This is a genomic window from Psychrobacter sp. TWR1-1-1, from assembly GCF_049895865.1.
In the GTDB taxonomy this organism is placed as follows: domain Bacteria; phylum Pseudomonadota; class Gammaproteobacteria; order Pseudomonadales; family Moraxellaceae; genus Psychrobacter; species Psychrobacter immobilis_A.
The window spans coordinates 121,555-139,346 of record NZ_JAFCTE010000006.1 but is presented as its reverse complement, the minus strand read 5'-3'; the positions used below and the strand labels follow the sequence as shown (position 1 = coordinate 139,346).

The 17,792-nt window shown below is 43.6% G+C and carries 13 protein-coding genes; 11 read left to right on the top strand and 2 right to left on the bottom strand.

What is annotated here, in order from left to right; genetic code table 11:
• Nucleotides 1–62 precede the first annotated feature (62 nt).
• From carB to ACP69U_RS07955, 7 genes are all read left to right on the top strand, one after another.
• Nucleotides 63–3,317: a carbamoyl-phosphate synthase large subunit gene (carB, locus tag ACP69U_RS07985; RefSeq protein WP_426138255.1), complete on the top strand. Its 3,255-nt coding sequence runs from the start codon at nucleotides 63–65 to the stop codon at nucleotides 3,315–3,317.
• A gap of 395 nt (nucleotides 3,318–3,712) precedes the next feature.
• On the top strand, nucleotides 3,713–4,189 hold the full coding sequence (gene greA / locus ACP69U_RS07980; protein ID WP_045445504.1) for a transcription elongation factor GreA: 477 nt from the start codon (nucleotides 3,713–3,715) through the stop codon (nucleotides 4,187–4,189).
• A 494-nt stretch (nucleotides 4,190–4,683) separates the two neighbouring features.
• Nucleotides 4,684–5,652: a hypothetical protein gene (locus tag ACP69U_RS07975; RefSeq protein ID WP_314884703.1), complete on the top strand. Its 969-nt coding sequence runs from the start codon at nucleotides 4,684–4,686 to the stop codon at nucleotides 5,650–5,652.
• A gap of 184 nt (nucleotides 5,653–5,836) precedes the next feature.
• On the top strand, nucleotides 5,837–6,451 hold the full coding sequence (locus tag ACP69U_RS07970) for a hypothetical protein (protein ID WP_140412957.1): 615 nt from the start codon (nucleotides 5,837–5,839) through the stop codon (nucleotides 6,449–6,451).
• Nucleotides 6,452–6,569: 118 nt separating this feature from the next.
• Nucleotides 6,570–7,838, top strand: coding sequence for a putative DNA modification/repair radical SAM protein (locus ACP69U_RS07965; protein WP_087813757.1), 1,269 nt, complete (start codon nucleotides 6,570–6,572; stop codon nucleotides 7,836–7,838).
• 57 nt (nucleotides 7,839–7,895) lie between these two features.
• A complete protein-coding gene (locus ACP69U_RS07960) occupies nucleotides 7,896–8,768 on the top strand; it encodes a TIGR03915 family putative DNA repair protein (protein ID WP_314884705.1) in 873 nt (290 codons plus the stop codon).
• Nucleotides 8,769–8,917: 149 nt separating this feature from the next.
• Nucleotides 8,918–10,267, top strand: a complete 1,350-nt coding sequence (locus ACP69U_RS07955; RefSeq protein ID WP_426138254.1) for a glycosyltransferase — start codon at nucleotides 8,918–8,920, stop codon at nucleotides 10,265–10,267.
• Nucleotides 10,268–10,431: 164 nt separating this feature from the next.
• Here ACP69U_RS07955 and ACP69U_RS07950 read toward each other — a convergent pair whose 3' ends face one another.
• Nucleotides 10,432–11,190, bottom strand: a complete 759-nt coding sequence (locus ACP69U_RS07950; protein ID WP_087813755.1) for a cupin domain-containing protein — start codon at nucleotides 11,188–11,190, stop codon at nucleotides 10,432–10,434.
• Nucleotides 11,165–11,905, bottom strand: a complete 741-nt coding sequence (locus ACP69U_RS07945) for a gamma-glutamyl-gamma-aminobutyrate hydrolase family protein (RefSeq protein ID WP_087813754.1) — start codon at nucleotides 11,903–11,905, stop codon at nucleotides 11,165–11,167. The genes ACP69U_RS07950 and ACP69U_RS07945 overlap by 26 nt, the downstream gene beginning before the upstream one ends.
• Before the next feature lie 479 nt (nucleotides 11,906–12,384).
• On the opposite strand from ACP69U_RS07945, the gene ACP69U_RS07940 reads away from it, so the two are divergent.
• The 4 genes from ACP69U_RS07940 to aguB all read left to right on the top strand — a co-directional run bounded on the left by ACP69U_RS07940 (nucleotide 12,385) and on the right by aguB (nucleotide 17,784).
• On the top strand, nucleotides 12,385–13,728 hold the full coding sequence (locus ACP69U_RS07940; protein WP_087813753.1) for a glutamine synthetase family protein: 1,344 nt from the start codon (nucleotides 12,385–12,387) through the stop codon (nucleotides 13,726–13,728).
• Between the two features lies 1 nt (nucleotide 13,729).
• On the top strand, nucleotides 13,730–15,106 hold the full coding sequence (locus ACP69U_RS07935) for an NAD(P)/FAD-dependent oxidoreductase (protein ID WP_426138253.1): 1,377 nt from the start codon (nucleotides 13,730–13,732) through the stop codon (nucleotides 15,104–15,106).
• Between the two features lie 195 nt (nucleotides 15,107–15,301).
• On the top strand, nucleotides 15,302–16,795 hold the full coding sequence (locus ACP69U_RS07930) for a Na+/H+ antiporter NhaC family protein (protein ID WP_020443104.1): 1,494 nt from the start codon (nucleotides 15,302–15,304) through the stop codon (nucleotides 16,793–16,795).
• A 119-nt stretch (nucleotides 16,796–16,914) separates the two neighbouring features.
• Entirely contained in the window at nucleotides 16,915–17,784 is an 870-nt protein-coding gene (gene aguB / locus ACP69U_RS07925) for an N-carbamoylputrescine amidase (protein ID WP_087813752.1), read from the top strand.
• The last annotated feature ends 8 nt before the right edge of the window (nucleotides 17,785–17,792 follow it).

The window sequence follows — 17,792 nt, the reverse complement described above, 5'->3', positions numbered from 1 at the left end:
AATACGATTTTAGCCGAATATAAATCAATTAAAATATCATACTAACGAAGGTAGCCCTAACTATGCCAAAACGTATCGACATAAAAAGCATTCTTATCATAGGCGCAGGTCCTATCGTCATCGGTCAAGCATGTGAGTTTGATTATTCGGGCGCACAGGCCTGTAAAGCGCTAAAAGAAGAAGGCTACCGCGTCATCTTGGTCAACTCAAACCCTGCGACTATCATGACTGACCCTACCATGGCGGACGCGACTTATATTGAGCCAATTACTTGGCAGACCGTTGAGCAAATCATTGCCAAAGAACGCCCTGACGCAATCTTGCCAACCATGGGTGGTCAGACGGCGCTGAACTGTGCCTTAGAATTAGACAAACACGGCGTCTTGACCAAGTACAACTGCGAATTGATTGGCGCGACCAAAGACTCTATCGAGATGGCAGAAGATCGCAACTTGTTCGATAAAGCAATGAAGCGTATCGGTCTTGAATGTCCACGCGCTGAAACCGCTGAGACCATGGAAGAAGCATTTGCGACCCAAGAAAAAATGGGCTATCCGTGTATTATTCGTCCGTCGTTCACCATGGGTGGTTCAGGTGGCGGTATCGCTTATAACCGCGATGAGTTTATTGAAATCTGTGAGCGCGGCTTCGACTTATCACCAAACCATCAGTTGCTTATCGATGAATCGTTAATCGGTTGGAAAGAATACGAGATGGAAGTGGTTCGTGACAAAAACGACAACTGCATCATCATTTGTGCGATTGAGAACTTTGATCCAATGGGTGTACATACCGGCGACTCAATCACGGTTGCACCAGCACAAACTTTGACCGACAAAGAATACCAAATCATGCGTAATGCCTCATTGGCAGTACTGCGTGAAATCGGCGTTGAAACAGGCGGCTCAAACGTTCAGTTCGGTATTAACCCTGATACGGGTCGCATGGTTGTCATCGAAATGAACCCACGCGTATCACGCTCATCAGCATTGGCGTCAAAAGCCACTGGCTTCCCGATTGCTAAAATCGCGGCGAAATTAGCCATTGGTTACACGCTAGATGAATTGCAAAATGACATTACAGGTGGCAAAACGCCAGCCAGCTTTGAGCCTGCGCTTGATTATGTGGTCACAAAAATTCCACGTTTTAACTTTGAAAAGTTCCCACAAGCAGATAGTGTTTTATCAACCCAAATGAAATCGGTTGGTGAAGTGATGGCGATTGGTCGTAACTTCCAAGAGTCGATGCAAAAAGCATTACGTGGTATGGAAACTGGCAATGATGGTTTTGATGAGCAAATTGACTTATCGAAAGTTAGCATTGAAAAGGCACGTAGCGAAATCACCAATCGCTTAACCATTCCAACGCCTGAACGTATTTATTATATTGCCGATGCTTTCCGTATCGGTATGAGCGTCGATGAAGTATTTAACCTAACCAAAATCGACCCATGGTTCTTGGTACAAATCGAAGATATCGTGAAAACTGAAGCAACGGTGAAAGCATTGGGTTTTGGTGGTTTAACTGAGAAGAACTTACGCAGCTTTAAGCGTAAAGGTTTATCAGATTTGCGTTTAGCAAAACTCCTTGGTGTCTCACAAAAGCAACTACGTAAAAAGCGTTGGGACTTAAACGTCTATCCAGTCTATAAGCGCGTCGATACCTGCGCGGCAGAATTTGCCACCAGCACCGCCTATATGTACTCAACCTACGATAGCGAATGTGAAGCCAACCCAACGAATAACAAGAAAATCATGGTTATCGGTGGCGGGCCTAACCGTATCGGTCAAGGTATCGAGTTTGACTATTGCTGTGTACACGCAGCCCTTGCTATGCGCGAAGACGGCTACGAGACCATCATGGTCAACTGTAACCCTGAAACCGTTTCAACCGACTATGACACCTCAGACCGTCTGTATTTTGAGCCAATTACGCTAGAAGACGTCCTTGAAATCGTCCGTATCGAAAATCCTGATGGTGTGATTGTGCAGTTTGGTGGTCAAACACCATTAAAACTGGCCCGTGCCCTTGAAGCTGCTGGTGTCAAAATCATCGGTACTAGCCCTGATGCGATTGACCGTGCTGAAGATCGCGAGCGCTTCCAACATATGATTCAGCAATTGAACCTTATTCAACCAACCAATGCTTTAGCGACTAGCTTAGAAGATGGTTTGGTCAAGGCAAAAGACGTTGGCTATCCGCTAGTTGTACGCCCATCATATGTACTTGGTGGTCGCGCGATGGAAATTGTCTATAACGAAGACGAGCTAAGACACTACTTGCGTACGGCGGTACAAGCATCGAACGAAGCGCCCGTACTATTAGACCGCTTCTTAGACGATGCGATCGAAGTCGATGTCGATTGTGTTAGCGACGGTACAGACGTCGTGATTGGCGGTATCATGCAGCATATCGAACAAGCAGGCGTGCACTCTGGCGACTCAGCCTGTTCATTGCCACCTTACTCGCTATCTGATGAGCTGTGCGATGTGATGCGCGCGCAAACGGTCGCCATGGCAAAAGAGCTTGGTGTTGTCGGCTTAATGAACGTACAGTTTGCCGTAAAAGGTGAAACGATTTATATCTTAGAAGTGAACCCTCGCGCTGCCCGTACCGTGCCGTTTGTCTCTAAATGTATCGGTACTTCTTTAGCGCAAATCGCGGCACGCTGCATGGCTGGCACCTCACTAAAAGACCAAGGCTTTACCACTGAAATCGTTCCGGCATTTTTCGCGGTCAAAGAAGCGGTATTCCCGTTTGCTAAGTTCCCTGGAGTTGATCCAATCTTGAGCCCTGAGATGAAATCAACAGGTGAAGTAATGGGCGTCGGTAAAACATTTGGCGAAGCATTTTATAAAGCCATTATCGGTAGTAATGAGCGTCTGCCAGGTCTACCGACCGAAGGCGAAACCAAAACTGTTTTTATCTCAGTACGTGATAGTGACAAAGCACAAATCGCCCCTATCGCTCGCCAGCTTGTTGACTTTGGTTTTAACATTGTATCAACCACTGGTACGCAAAAAATATTGAGCGACGCCGGTATTGAGTGCAAGCAAATCAATAAAGTTACCGAAGGTCGACCGCACATCGTCGATGCCTTGAAAAATGGTAAAATCGACCTTATTATCAATACCACTGAAGGCAAACAGGCACAAGAGGATTCATTCTCTATCCGCCGTAGTGCCCTGCAAGGTAAAGTGTTTTATGTGACGACTTTAGGGGCGGCAGACGCGGTTTGTAAATCTTATGCCATTGACCTACCGTTTGAGGTCTATAAGCTACAAGATTTGCATGAACAAGCAAAGACTATTGCTTAGCTCTATTGACTTAGCAGCATAATTTCAGTAGATTAAGCATAACGGCAACGCTCGTTTAACAGCGGATGCAAAACTTGTTATCGATTTTTATATAACAATAGGGCTTTAAAAAAACGTACGGCTTAAAAAAGCAGTACTTTAAAAAAATAAAGTTTTAAAAAGATAGACCTAAAAAGCATAGTGGCTAAACTGCGACTATGCTTTTTATTACGTAAGGTTAAAGTGCTTTGTTTGTCAGTGTATCCATGCTCACAGATAAGCGCGTGTTTAGTTGTTACGCAGTCTAAACCTCATTCTTTTTATATCTTCACATACTCATTGCAACAACACTGACACCATCTCACTATTCACTAAGAGTAGGAGATGGTGTGGTGTTATTGGTTTAAGGAAAAAACATGCAACGTTATCCCATGACTCCGCAAGGACATGCGGCTCTAGAAGCCGAATTAAAACAGTTAAAAAGTATCGACCGTCCACGCATCACTGCTTCTATCGCTGAAGCTCGTGAACACGGCGATTTAAAAGAAAATGCTGAATATCATGCTGCTCGCGAACAGCAAGGTTTTTGTGAAGCGCGTATCCGCGATATCGAAGCCAAACTTGGCGGCGCGCAAGTGATTGATCCTGCAACATTGCCAAAAGATGGTCGTGTGATATTCGGCGTGAGCGTCGTTATCGAAAACATGGACACCGGAGAAGAAAAACAATACAAAATCGTTGGTGATGACGAAGCAGACTTTAAAGCGGGTAAAATCTCAGTCAATTCACCGATCGCACGTGGTTTGATTGGTAAGTCTGAAGGCGATGAAGCACGTATTGAAACGCCAAAAGGCGTGGTCGAATACGAAATTATGAAAGTGATTTACGACTAATTTTCCTGATTTGATAAATATCTGGATAGAAAGCCTTTGATAGTAATTCTTTGATAAAAAGCTTTTGATGACAGCAGTATTTTAACGCGAACAAGCTAGAAATTTGCTTAGCAAATGAGCGTAGAAAGTAGTACACAACCTCATTATGAATAGAGCAGAAGTTACACAACGCTGCTTTTTTAGTCTGTTTGTTTTAGCGCATAATTGCTCGAGTATAGATACTGAGCCTTGTGACTATTACAAATGTCTTATTACAAGTATCTCATTATAAGCATTAGACATCAGTGCTTAGCAACTGACTAAAATAATGATGGAGAGATAGCGAACGTTGGCTATCATTAGTATCTTTACCCTCGTTATTTGACATGGTTTACATGCTCATTTGACGGGGGTTTTTCTTTTCTAGGTTTTGTTTTCTAAGCGTTATTTTTTACGCTTTGCTTTCTGCTACTACATTAGCGGCTTTATTTACTGTTATTTTAAAGGAATCTATTATGACCATATACATCGATATGCCAGCGTTACTGACTATAAATAAGAAGGCGTTTACCCAGCAGAGCCTCGTCAAAAAAAGCGTGTTAAGCACTGCTATTCCAACAATCTTAGCAGGCGCTTTATTGACGGTATCTACCGCACATGCTGCGCCTGAGATCGCCATCACTTCGTCTGCTGGTAGTAGCACTACCGTCGTTGAGCAGTATTCTGACGGTAAAACCGCGACCATTACAGCGACACCTCACGGCATCACTATGCAAGACGGCATGCCTTATGCGGTGACTCAAGTAACTAACGTTCCACGCTATACGGTTCGCCAAGTCGCCAGTAATGGTGCGAACAATACGGTCGTCACCCAAGGCAGCACCACAGTTACGAGCGTACCTGTGACTAACCAGATGACCAATCAAACCAGCAACGTTGATGTCATAGCCGTGCCGACGACTAGCGTGACACAAGTATTGCCTGTGACGACGGCTACCCAATTGCCAGTCATCAATACGCCAACGACAACCATCGTGACGAACCAACCTGCAACGACGCAAATAGTATCTACGTCTTTAGATGCTCTGCAACTTACACCGACCTTTAGTACGCCTGACGTGGTGAATGCACAAACCAAAGTGATGAAAATATTAAAAAACAAAGATGGTCGCGAAGTGGCTGTACCTGCGAACCATATCGCACCTGGCGACATCATCGAATACCACACCACTTATACCAATACCACGGCACAACCCGTCACTGACATCAATGCCATGGTGTCACTGCCAAATGGCGTGCAATTGGTATCATTGAATAGCCCACTACCAACGCTTGCGACAACAGGCGGCGACAGTTATCAGACTATCCAACAAGTTGGCAACACTGTAGTTATCAAAGAAAATTACTCTGGACTCAAATGGAACTTGGTTGACCTTCCTGCTAATGCACCGCAAACGGTTGTTATACGTGCGAAAGTTCAGTGAAAATTAGATTTTAAAGTTTAGATTTGAAAGTATTGTTATTTAATAAATCTTAAAATTAATAAAAGGTCTTGCCGGCTAATTTCTTAGTCAGCAAGACCTTTTTGATGAGCGTACCTCATTCCTTAACAACCAACCTTTTGCTATAGTGCTATTAACTCAAAACAAATATCCGGTCATTATTTCCATGTATAAATTTACTCCTCTCTCTACATTGGTTTTTATTATTTACGGTTGTATTTTGAGTTCTATATCTTGGGCTGAAGCTGCCGAACCAGAATTTGATGCTAGCTTTTATATGTCGAAAATTTGTACTGCATATATAACTAAGAACGATAATGAATATTGTGATGATGGTTACATCCTTAAAAGCGAAACATTAAATAATGGCGAAGTGATAGAAACCGTGCTTATGGATGACATGGGTGGCTACGGCTGGAACCATACTTCGCTCAAAAGAATCGATAAAGATACTTATCATGTCTATATCGGCTGTGGTAGTCCATGCGGCACTAATATACTATTTGGTCGTGGGGATAAAAAACAAAATTTTGACCTATACTTTGACTTTGATACAAAAAGTCAGTGTAGTGTTGAGTATAACAATGACCAAAAGCTCTGGGTTGCCCGTCATTTTTTCTCCGATAAAGAGGTAGCTTTACCTTCAACTCATGGCAATAGTGAATCTGCGATTTATCCCAAGTACGATGCTGAGTTCGATGAAAAAGGACGTCTGATTATCAAAAACCACTTCTCAGAGGAAGTGGTTCAAACGTTGCCTAATCCCTGCTCTCATAATTAAAAAATCTCATAAATAGCACGACAACAGTTGTCGCATTAAATCAATATTTCTTCAATAATTCCAGTGACTTACAAGCCAATTTGCTAAAATAATAGCTAATAAATGAATTGGTAATCTTATGGCCACCATCAATTATGAACGACTACAAGGCAAGCTCAATATTTTAGCGGATGCTGCTAAATATGATGTTTCTTGCTCATCATCGAGTGGCACGCGCAAAAACCAAGGCGGTGGCCTGGGCGATGCTTCTGCAACTGGTATTTGTCACAGCTACACTGAAGATGGTCGCTGCGTCAGCTTGTTAAAAATCCTCTTAACCAATCATTGTATTTACGACTGCGCTTATTGCACCTCGCGTAAAAGCAATGACACTCCGCGCGCGGCTTTTAGTGTTGAGGAAGTCGTTGATTTAACCATGCATTTTTATCGTCGTAATTATATCGAAGGGTTGTTTCTGAGCTCAGGTATCTTTAAAAGTGGCGATTATACGATAGAGCGACTGGTTGAGGTCGCTAAGATATTGCGGACACGTGAATGCTTTAATGGCTATATCCATTTAAAGACCATTCCGGGTGCATCTAAAGAGCTGCTATTAGAAGCTGGTCTGTATGCTGACCGCTTAAGCGTTAATATCGAGATTCCGACCAAATCAGGTCTAGCACTGCTCGCCCCAGAAAAATCACATGATGAATTAAAAGCACCGATGGAAACGGTTAAAACTGAAATTATTACGATCAAAGAGAGCCGTAAAACGCATAAAAAAGCGCCGAAATTTGTACCAGCAGGTCAAACCAGTCAGATGATTGTTGGCGCGAGTAACGAGACTGACTTGCAAGTAATTCAGTTATCGAGTCATTTTTATAAACAGTATGATTTAAAACGCGTTTACTACTCTGGCTATGTACCGATGTTGTCCGACAGTCGCTTGCCAGCGATTGGAACGCCAGTGCCGATGATACGTGAAAACCGTCTGTATCAAGCGGATTGGCTGATGCGTTTTTATGGTTTTGGTGCGCATGAAATCGTTGAACCAGACTCGCCATTTTTGGATTTGGACTGCGACCCAAAACTGGCTTGGGCAATCCGACACCGTGAGCATTTTCCGGTCAATATTCAAACCGCAAGCTATGAGATGATTGTGCGTATCCCGGGCATTGGTACTAAGACGGCTAAAAAAATAGTAAAGGCGCGCAAGTTTAATCAGTTGACGCTTTATCATCTGAAAAAGATGGGCGCGGCGGTCAATCGCGCCAAATACTTTATCGCAACGACTGGTAAAAACGAACATTTAGCGCATTTAACGCGTGATAACTTCCGGCAATATGTATTGGCACAGACTCAGACCAAGTATAAAGACCAGCGTAATGGGCAAATGGCGCTGTTTTGATAAGTGCGGTTTTAATGAGTACGGTTTTAATTGGAGCTATTTTAAATAGGAATATAGATGTCACAACTGCTGCAAAATAATGACTTCGTTGTCGGTCACTTAACGCCCAGCATCGTGCTTTATGAGCCAATTTTTGAGGGTTGGCTGAGTGCGGTATTTTATGTCTATGCCAATAAACTGCAAAACGATGATTCTCTACAGTTAATCGCTCAAGACTGCTATGTACCTTCATTAATCGCACAAGCGACTAGCGTTACTACTGATGAAGACAATGCCGAACGCGTACTCACCAAGCTGCATAAGTTATTAGGTCGTTCAGGTATGCGCAATATTCTCTGGGGATTTTTATCCGAAAAAGACAATATCGGTACGACTCTATTTCAAGTGGTCAAATATGCCATCGATTATCCTAGCCGCCATATTATGGAAGACTTGGGTAATCTCAATGTCTTAGAGCTGGTGCAAACGGTCAAGTCTGTTGGTCGTGAGAAACATCGTATGGAAGCCTTTGTACGTTTTGAGCATACTACTAACGATATCTATTTTGCGCGAGTGGAGCCTGATTTTAATGTCTTGCCTTTGATTGGCGAGCATTTTCGTCAGCGCTACCAAGACCAACACTGGGCGATTTATGATTTGTCCCGTGGCTATGGCATTTATTATGATAAAAGCAAAAGTACGCCTAAACGCCCCGCTGCCCTGCAAACCATCACTGATTTAGATAATGCCGTGCTGCGCAATCCTGCCAGCATTCATAGCGAGGATGAGCAGCGCTATCAAAAATTTTGGCAAGGTTACTTTACCAACGTCAATATCAAAGAGCGTAAAAACCCACGTTTGCATAAGCAATACTTGCCGCAGCGCTATTGGAAATACTTAAGCGAAAAACAAGTACTTCCCAATGCTGAGCATTTACAGAAACGTCGCTAATGACTTTTATCCTTCGATTCAAGCCTTTATGCGTCTCTCTCTTAGAAACTCGACCATATAACCTTATCTTTTTATCTTGATGGTTGAGTTTTGGCGGCTTTTAACTGACAATAGCCACTTGTTATTATCAACTGGTCACCAATGCCATTATGAAAGTTATGCGCTTATTATCGTCTTTAAAGCATGATGAATCCGAGCGCGGTATTTTTCATCTTGGGCGCGCATTGGTCAAAAACGGCCATACATCCATCATCGTCTCTAGCGCCGATGAAGATAATGATCTGGTCAAACGCCTCAAGCGTGATGGCAATAACTATCATCAGCTGCATATGAATAAAAAGTCTTGGCTGTCGTTACTACAAGTCACGGCGCTGCGGCGTTTAATTGAAGAGTACGATCCTGACGTGATCCATGTGCACTCACGCACACCTGCATGGATACTGCATTTGGCATTGCGCCGCGCCCGCGTCAAGCGGATACCAAAGCTAGTGTCAACCATGTATGGTTTTTATCCGATTAATAAATACTCACAAGCGCTGCTTGATGTCGATACCATCATCACGGTCTCTGATAGCGTCACCAATTATCTAAAAAAAGGCCTGCGCCGTGAGGATTTAGAACCCAAAGTTATTAAGCGTATTTATCGTGGTGTCGATACGCGCCGTTATCCGTATCGACACAACCCTTCTGTGTATTGGCTGCGCCATACCTTTGCCGAATATCCTGAACTTGAACACAAAAAATGGTTGGTTTTTCCGACCATTATTGGCAATGAATATGGGCAAGAATGGCTGATTGATATCTTGGGTAATCTCCAAGAACAATTTCCCAATATTCACGTCATTATTATGGACGATGATTACCGCGAAGGTGATGTGGCGCATGAAGATTTTCGCCAACGCAGCAATACGCTTGGACTGTCTGAGCGCATTACTTATGTAGGCAGCAAACGTAATGACATGCGTGAATGGCTCTCAGCCGCCAATATCGTCATGGCGCTTGCGAATGAGCCTGAATCAATCGGCATCAACGCCTTACAAGCGATTCATTTAGGTACACCCGTTATTGGTTGGGATCAGGCCGCATTTAGTGAGATTTTACAACCGCTATATCCTCAAGGGCTGGTCAAAAAATACAATGCCAATGCGCTATGTAAAGCCGTGAGAAATCAATTAGAAAGCATCACACGCCCTGAAATGACCAATAAATTCACCATGCGTGAGATGATTGAAGAAACCCTCGCTGTCTACCAAGGTTTATATGACGACTCACTCGCAGAGGAACAAGCTGCAAGCGATGCCGCTGCTGTCAAAAGAATTAACAAGACGCTAAAAAAATCCTCTAAACCCACTAGTAAGAAGCCTGAGTCTGCTTATGTCCCGCTTGCACCAGCCGATAAACAAACCAAAGTAAAGCTTATCAAAGAAAAACCTAAAGCGATAAGCACCTCAAATCCGCTTACTGACTCAGAAACGCTTCAAGATCATAAAGACCTGTAAGCCTACCACTTTATTACTCAGATTAATATCTAACAGCCTGCTAGGGCGTGTTTTCACAATGACTTATTTCATACAAAAAAAACGCGGCTTCTATTTTTAGAAGCAGCGCGTGAAATCACCATGGCTATTTAAACATCAACTTAAATGGCTATTAAAATGCTCACCTAATAAGTCGTCGGGGTGTGCGCACTAACAATGCGAGTCACGCCATCAGTAGGGTTGATAAAAGTATGCGGGCGAATGGTATCAATCACGTAGCTATCCCCTTGGTTTAAGAGATACGTCGTCTCATCGATACGGATAAGAATTTTGCCTTCAATAACGGTGCCAATCTCTTCACCTTCGTGGGCGATTTTTTCTTCCGTTGAGCTGTTCGGTTGATACACTTCAATCAAAAAACCCAAATTCTTGGTGGTACTACAGTTATATACCTGTCTTAGTGACACTCTGCTACTCGGTTCGCTCAGCTCCAACAAATCCTTTGGCGTTACTACAACTCTCGCCTTTGGTTCCTTCCATTCATCACTAAAAAACGTGGTCAAATCAGAACCCAATACCGCCAAAATTGCCTTTAGCGTATTCACTGCTGGACTGACTTTATTGCGCTCAATGGAGCTAATAGAAGTATTGGTTAATCCCGACAATTTCGCAAGCTTACGTTGCGAGTAGCCTTTTGCGAGACGCAGCTGATTGATCTTTTTACCGATATCCTCTTCTGGCGACTCGTCATTTTCGGCTGACATCGCTGTCTCAGAGTCTGTCAGCTCATCTTCATCATCACCACTGATGTCGTCATCTGTACCGATATCAGCCGCCTTATCGCTGGCAACATCAGCGTCAATGCCGTTATTAATATCAATATCAGTGCTGGCATTGTCTACATTGCCTTCAGTAGTGCTATTCAGTTTGGGGTTTGCTGGCATAGTGAATGAATTCCGTGAATAGAAATTTGGACAAGTCGTCTTGTGCATAATTTAACTCAGGATGCCATTGTACACCAATCATAAATGGATGTTGCAACAAGCTGATGGCTTCGACCAAACCATCAGGCGCTAGAGCCTCAACTGATAAACGCGCGCCTACTTTATGGATTGCTTGTTTATGTAGCGAGTTAACGTGCCATTTTTCACCAAAGGCGGCAAGCCTGCCATTTGGTTGAATAATCACGTCATGAACTGGCTGATACTGCACTTCAAGTGGCTGAGTATTGTCCTCTAAATGTGGCTCATAAAACCTCTCTACTTCCCGCCAATCAGGATGTAGCGTGCCACCAAAATGCACATTCATCTCTTGCAAACCTCGGCAAACCGCTAGTAATGGAGTGCCAGTCTTGTCTGCATAATCCAACAATTTAAAGCTCAGCTCATCACGACCCAAGTCTTGTTTCGCTTCGATGTGCGTCGCGCCATAACGCGTTGGTGCCACGTTACTATAACTGCCCGTTAACAAAATCCCATCTGCGATATTCAGTAGCGCTTCAAAGTTTTCGCTATCGGCAGCAGTGTTTGGCAGCAGTATGGGATTGCCACCATAAAAATTCACGGCATCGACATATTTTTGATACACCGCTTGTGCTGGCTGCCCATCAACCATCTTATGACAAGAAACAATAGCAATAATAGGTCTAGAATTTTTCATACCGTCTTCCCTAGTTATAACAAATAGACCTCATCGTCTATATTGTTCAATCCTTTATTTAGCTAAAATTTAACACAGCATCTCATAAAATGTAAACTATAAATTTCAATATTACCGATATTAATAATAAAATCGAATAAATGCATTAATTTGAGATAATTTTAAATAAAAATTGACAACTATATTTTTCACACCTATATTGGAAGTCATCAGCGAGACATTAAACAAGGGTTGACGTTTATATCTCGATGTTAAGGGCTAAGAACAGCGAAATCTAAAGAATTCATATTATTAATAAAATCGGTTTTGAGAAATATAAAGAGAAACCTAAAGAGACACATAGAGACTGTTTAAATAAGAGGTAATCAATCGCTGTTTTACCAAGCATTGGTTATAAATATCACTAAAAGACGATGCGCCAGCAGTATCCGTATTGACAATAATCCCAGTAATTCTAAAAATTCATAGGAAGAATAGACATGACGACAACCAATGGAATGGTCGAATCTGCAAACAACACAGAATACGTTTATGTTGCGGCAGGTGATATTAATGGCTTACTTCGTGGTAAGCGCATCCCTTTCAATCAAATGGAAAAAGCAGAAAACGGTGCGATACGATTGCCTTTATCTATTTTGGGCGTTGATATTTGGGGTGCTGATGTCATCGAGTCTTCTCAATGTAATGGCGATATAGATGCCATTGCCCGTCCTACTGGTCGTGCCGCCTACCCACTTCTCAACACCAGCGCGCCTTCATCGCTATTGCCCGTTTGGCTTTATACAGAAAATAACGAACCTTATTACGGTGATGCCAGACACGTTTTGGATTACATTGGCAAAAAATTCAAAGCGCTTGGTTTGACTCCAGTGATGGCCACTGAGCTGGAATTTTATTTGGTTGACTATACTGAAGGCGAAACCCCAAGACCACCTATCCGCCCCAAAAGCGGGCTAAGACTGAATAAAACCTCAATTTTGAGTATCAATGATCTATTACAATTCGATGAATTTTTAGACGAAGTTTATGCACAGTGCAAAAAGCTCGATATCCCAGCAGATGCCGCGTTGGCAGAGAATGGCTGTGGTCAGTTTGAGATTAATTTATTACACGTAGACGATCCACTAAAAGCCGCTGACGATGCGATTTTGTTCAAACAGGTCGTCAAAGCCGTCGCTGCTCGCCGTAAACTCACCGCGACATTCATGGCAAAACCTTTTGGTCTACAGTCGGGGAATGGTTTTCATGTGCATTGCAGCTTATTAGATAAAGACGGCAATAATGTCTTCGATGATGGGTCAGATGAAGGCTCAGATATCTTGCGCCATGCAGTCGCCGGATTGTTAAAGACCATGTCAGATTGCACATTGTTATTTGCCCCACATGTGAATTCTTATCGCCGCTTCACACCCGGTACGCTAGCGCCAAACAATGTGTCATGGGGTTATGAAAACCGCACGGCGGCAGTACGTATTCCTGGTGGTGACTCAAAAGCACGCCGTATCGAGCACCGTGTCTCTGGGGCAGACGCCAATCCTTATCTGGTCTGTAGTGCGGTCCTGGCAGGTATGCTGTATGGCATCGAAAACAAGCTAGAAGCGCCAGAACCCATTAATAGTATTACTTACGACGAAGCAGAGCTTAAGACCTTGCCACTTGACTGGCTGTCCGCCATCCGCAAATTTGAAAGCAGTGATGTAATTGATTCGCTGTTCCCAAGCGAGATGATTGAGCTGTTGATCGCGGTCAAAAAGCAAGAAGCCAAACGCTTTGCTCAGCAAGTGACCAACCTTGAATACCTCACCTATTTACAGGATGTTTGATATGTCAAATAGCAACTCAAGTAGCAATTTAAACGGCAATGCAGCAACGAACCAAAACCTATCCTCGAATAACACGCGTAATATTCCGCATTATTCAGACAAAGGACAATATCCTGATAGCTATTATGCAGCCAGTCGTAATCCTAAGCCGGATAGACCAACACTAAAGAATGACATCCAAGTGGAGATCTGTGTGGTTGGCGGCGGCTATAGCGGTTTATCCACGGCCCTGCATCTCATTGAAACCGACCATGAAGTCGTGGTACTGGAAGGCGCGCAAATTGGTTGGGGCGCATCAGGGCGTAATGGCGGTCAAATTGTCAATGGTCTAAATGCGAGCCTACAAAAAATCAAAAAGTCTTATGGTCAAGAAAATGCAGACTTCGTCGGTCAGCTCGTGACCCGCGGTGGCAAAATCATTCGTCGTTTTGTTAGAGACTACGATATCAGCTGTGATCTCAAAGAAAAAAACATCTTTGCGGCATTAAATAATGGGCAGCTAAAAGATTTACAAGAAACGCATGCACTGTGGGAGAGCCATGGTATGCATGATAGAGAGATGCTCGATAAGCGCGGTATCCAAGAGCATATAAAATCAGATGCCTATGTGGGCGGAGTCATCGATCACTCCGGTGGACACGTCCATCCATTGAATCTTGCCCTAGGTGAGGCAGCGGCCATTGAGCAAGGCGGCGGCACCATTTATGAAAACACCTTAGTGGTTGATATTGAGTATGCTGACGATGCTATCAAAGTCATCACCGAGTTTGGCACCGTGACTTGTAAGCAAGCGGTGCTATGCGGCAATGCCTATCTCAATAAAGTTATCCCTAAACTGACTGACCGTGTTATGCCTGTATCGACGCAAATTATCGCCACCGAGCCGCTGGGTGATTTAGCAGACCAGTTACTGCCAACCGATGTTTGTGTCGAAGATGTCCGCTACATTTTGGATTACTATCGCCTCTCAGCAGACAAGCGCATGTTATTCGGCGGTGGTACAGTCTACGGTGGTCAAGACCCCGCCGACATCACAGCTAAAATTAGACCAAATATGACGAAAATTTTTCCAGAGTTACGTGATGTAAAAATCGACTATGCGTGGAGTGGGAACTTTGCGTTGTCTTTTTCCCGCGTACCACAAATGGGCAAACTACATGAGCGAGTATATTTCGCCCATGGGTATAGTGGTCATGGCGTGACAGGCTCGCATCTATTTGGACAAATATTAGCCGATGCCATCAATGGTAAAACTAAAGAGTTCGATGCTTTTGCACAAATTCCTTGGATTCCGTTCCCAGGTGGTCGAGCGCTGCGAGTCCCTTACTCGGTTATGGGCTCATGGTGGTATGCGCTAAAAGATACCACTGGCATGTAAACGCATAAAAGCTTTGAATAATAAACATTGACTAAGGTGTTTTTATTTTAAAAGCGGTCGTTACAGTGATCTATCATAGCAACGGATTGTTGTGATAGGGCCCGATAGACAGTTGATTCGCTACTGTCTGTCGCGCGTCAACCATAGAATAGAGCTTGTTTAAAAAAACAATGAGGTTTTACAGGGAGCGTAAATATGAACATGAAGCTAAATGATGCGGTCGAAGGACAGTATCATAATAAGCGAGTATTTCTCACCGTCATAGTAGCCGTCGTTATCTATCTGGCTTTTGCTTGGCTATCTACCAGCCGTGCCCCAGACCAATCTTGGGGCGCCTTATCTTTACTACCAACATTACTAGTATTAGTCACTGCCATTGTCTCTAGGCGACCATTCGAATCCATGATCGCAGGCTGTGTCGCTGGCCTCGTGATGCTCAATCCTTTTGATTTGGTCTCCCCTTTTGCAGACAACATGTCGATGGTGCTGGGGAATGAGACCATTATTTGGATTGTTCTGGTCTGCGGTCTGATGGGCGGTCTCATTCAACTGCTTGAGATCAGTGGGTGTCTAGATGGCTTTAGTGAATGGCTACAAAAAATCATTAAGTCGCGCCGTCAGTCATTATTGGCCACCTTTGCTTTGGGCGTGGTGGTTTTTATCGATGATTATTTAAACTGTCTAGCCGTATCAACCTCCGTCAAAAAACTCACTGACGTCTATAACGTTTCTCGTGAGAAGCTTGCTTATATCGTCGATTCAACCGCCGCACCGATGTGTATTATCGTGCCTATTTCTACTTGGGCGGTCTATTTTGCCGGTCTTTTAGAAGAAAACGGCGTGGCTGGCGATGGTGAAGGTATTGGGCTTTATATCAGCGCGATTCCTTATATGGCGTATGCTTGGTTTGCACTTTTGATTGTATTCTTGGTCGCCTATGGCATTTTGGGTGACTGGGGACCGATGAAAAAAGCCGAGGCACGCGCCAAAGCGGGTAATCCTGTTCCTGAAGCATTTGTCGAAGAGCAACTGATCTCAAACGTCCAAGCCAAACGCAAGCTATCGTTCAAAGCCAATATCGCAAACTTCGCTTTCCCAATGATTTTGTTAATTGTCTCGACGGTCTACTTCGAAATCGATCTCTTACGCGGTGCATTATTGACCTGTTTTGTGACCGTCGTTGTCTATTGGATGCAAGGCATTTTAAGTTTTGAGACGCAAGTTGAAGCCATCTTTAAAGGCTTTAAAGTCATGCTTTATCCGCTCTCAACTGTCATCGGCGGTTTTTTCTTAAAAGCCATCAATGATGAGCTTGGCATGACCTCATATGTGATTGAAGCTATCACGCCTTATATGACGATTATTATTTTCCCTGCCGTCATCTTTGCCGTCATGGCTTTCTTAACTTTTGCCACATCATCAAGCTGGGGGCTGTATGTCCTTGCCATGCCGATTGTCTTTCCAATCTCTATTGCACTAGGCGTTAGCACTCCTCTTATGATTGGCGCATTGTTATCAGCATCATCATTTGGTAGCCATGCTTGTTTCTTTAGTGATTCATCGCTACTTGCCGCGCAAGGCGCTGGCTGCTCCCCCATGCAGCACGCTTTTACCCAGTTCCCCTATGCCATGCTCGGTGCGGGTTTATCCGTCGTCACCTTCTTAGGATTGGGTTATATGATGGCTTAAGCCAACCTTAACGCTATTATTGTAATCATTGACTAACGGGCAATGAGAAATTATTCGTTAGTCAATAAAAACAAGCCTTTTATATGGTACTCACTAATAAATACGATAAGGATTTAATCATGCGAAATGTTACCGTTGCTACGACTCAAATGGCATGTGGTTGGGATATACAACAAAATATTGCCACTGCGACTGAGTTGGTCACCAAAGCCGCCAACGCTGGTGCCAATATCATTTTGCTACAAGAGTTGTTTGAAACGCCTTACTTCTGCCAAGTTCATGACTTTGATTACTTTACCCTTGCGACCACAGTTGAGGATAATGCGGCCATCAATCACTTCAAACAGTTGGCTAAAGACTTAGAGGTAGTATTGCCGATTAGCTTTTATGAAAAATCAGGCAATACCTTTTTTAATAGCGTGACCGTGATTGATGCCGATGGCGAGATACTTGGCACTTATCGTAAAACGCATATACCAGATGGCATTCCTTATGCCGAAAAATTCTACTTTACCCCTGGTGATACAGGATTTAAGGTTTGGCAAACCAAATATGCCAAAATCGGTGTCGGTATTTGCTGGGATCAATGGTTCCCTGAGTGTGCTCGTAGCATGGCATTAATGGGTGCAGAAATACTGTTTTATCCGACTGCGATTGGTAATGAGCCAACATTGGACATCGACTCAAAAGGCCATTGGCAACGCTGTATGCAAGGTCATGCTGCCGCTAATCTCATGCCAGTCGTAGCAGCCAATCGTATTGGCACTGAAACCATCAGCCAAAATGGCAACGACAGCACCATGCAATTCTATGGTGGCTCTTTTATCACGGATGGTCGCGGTGAGATCATCCAAGAAGCATCTAAAGATAAAGAACAGATACTTAGTACGACTTTTGACTTAGATCAACTGGCTATCGAACGTCAGCAATGGGGCGTTTTCCGTGATCGTCGTCCATCGATGTATGGCACGTTGCTAACTCATGGATAATACGGTCT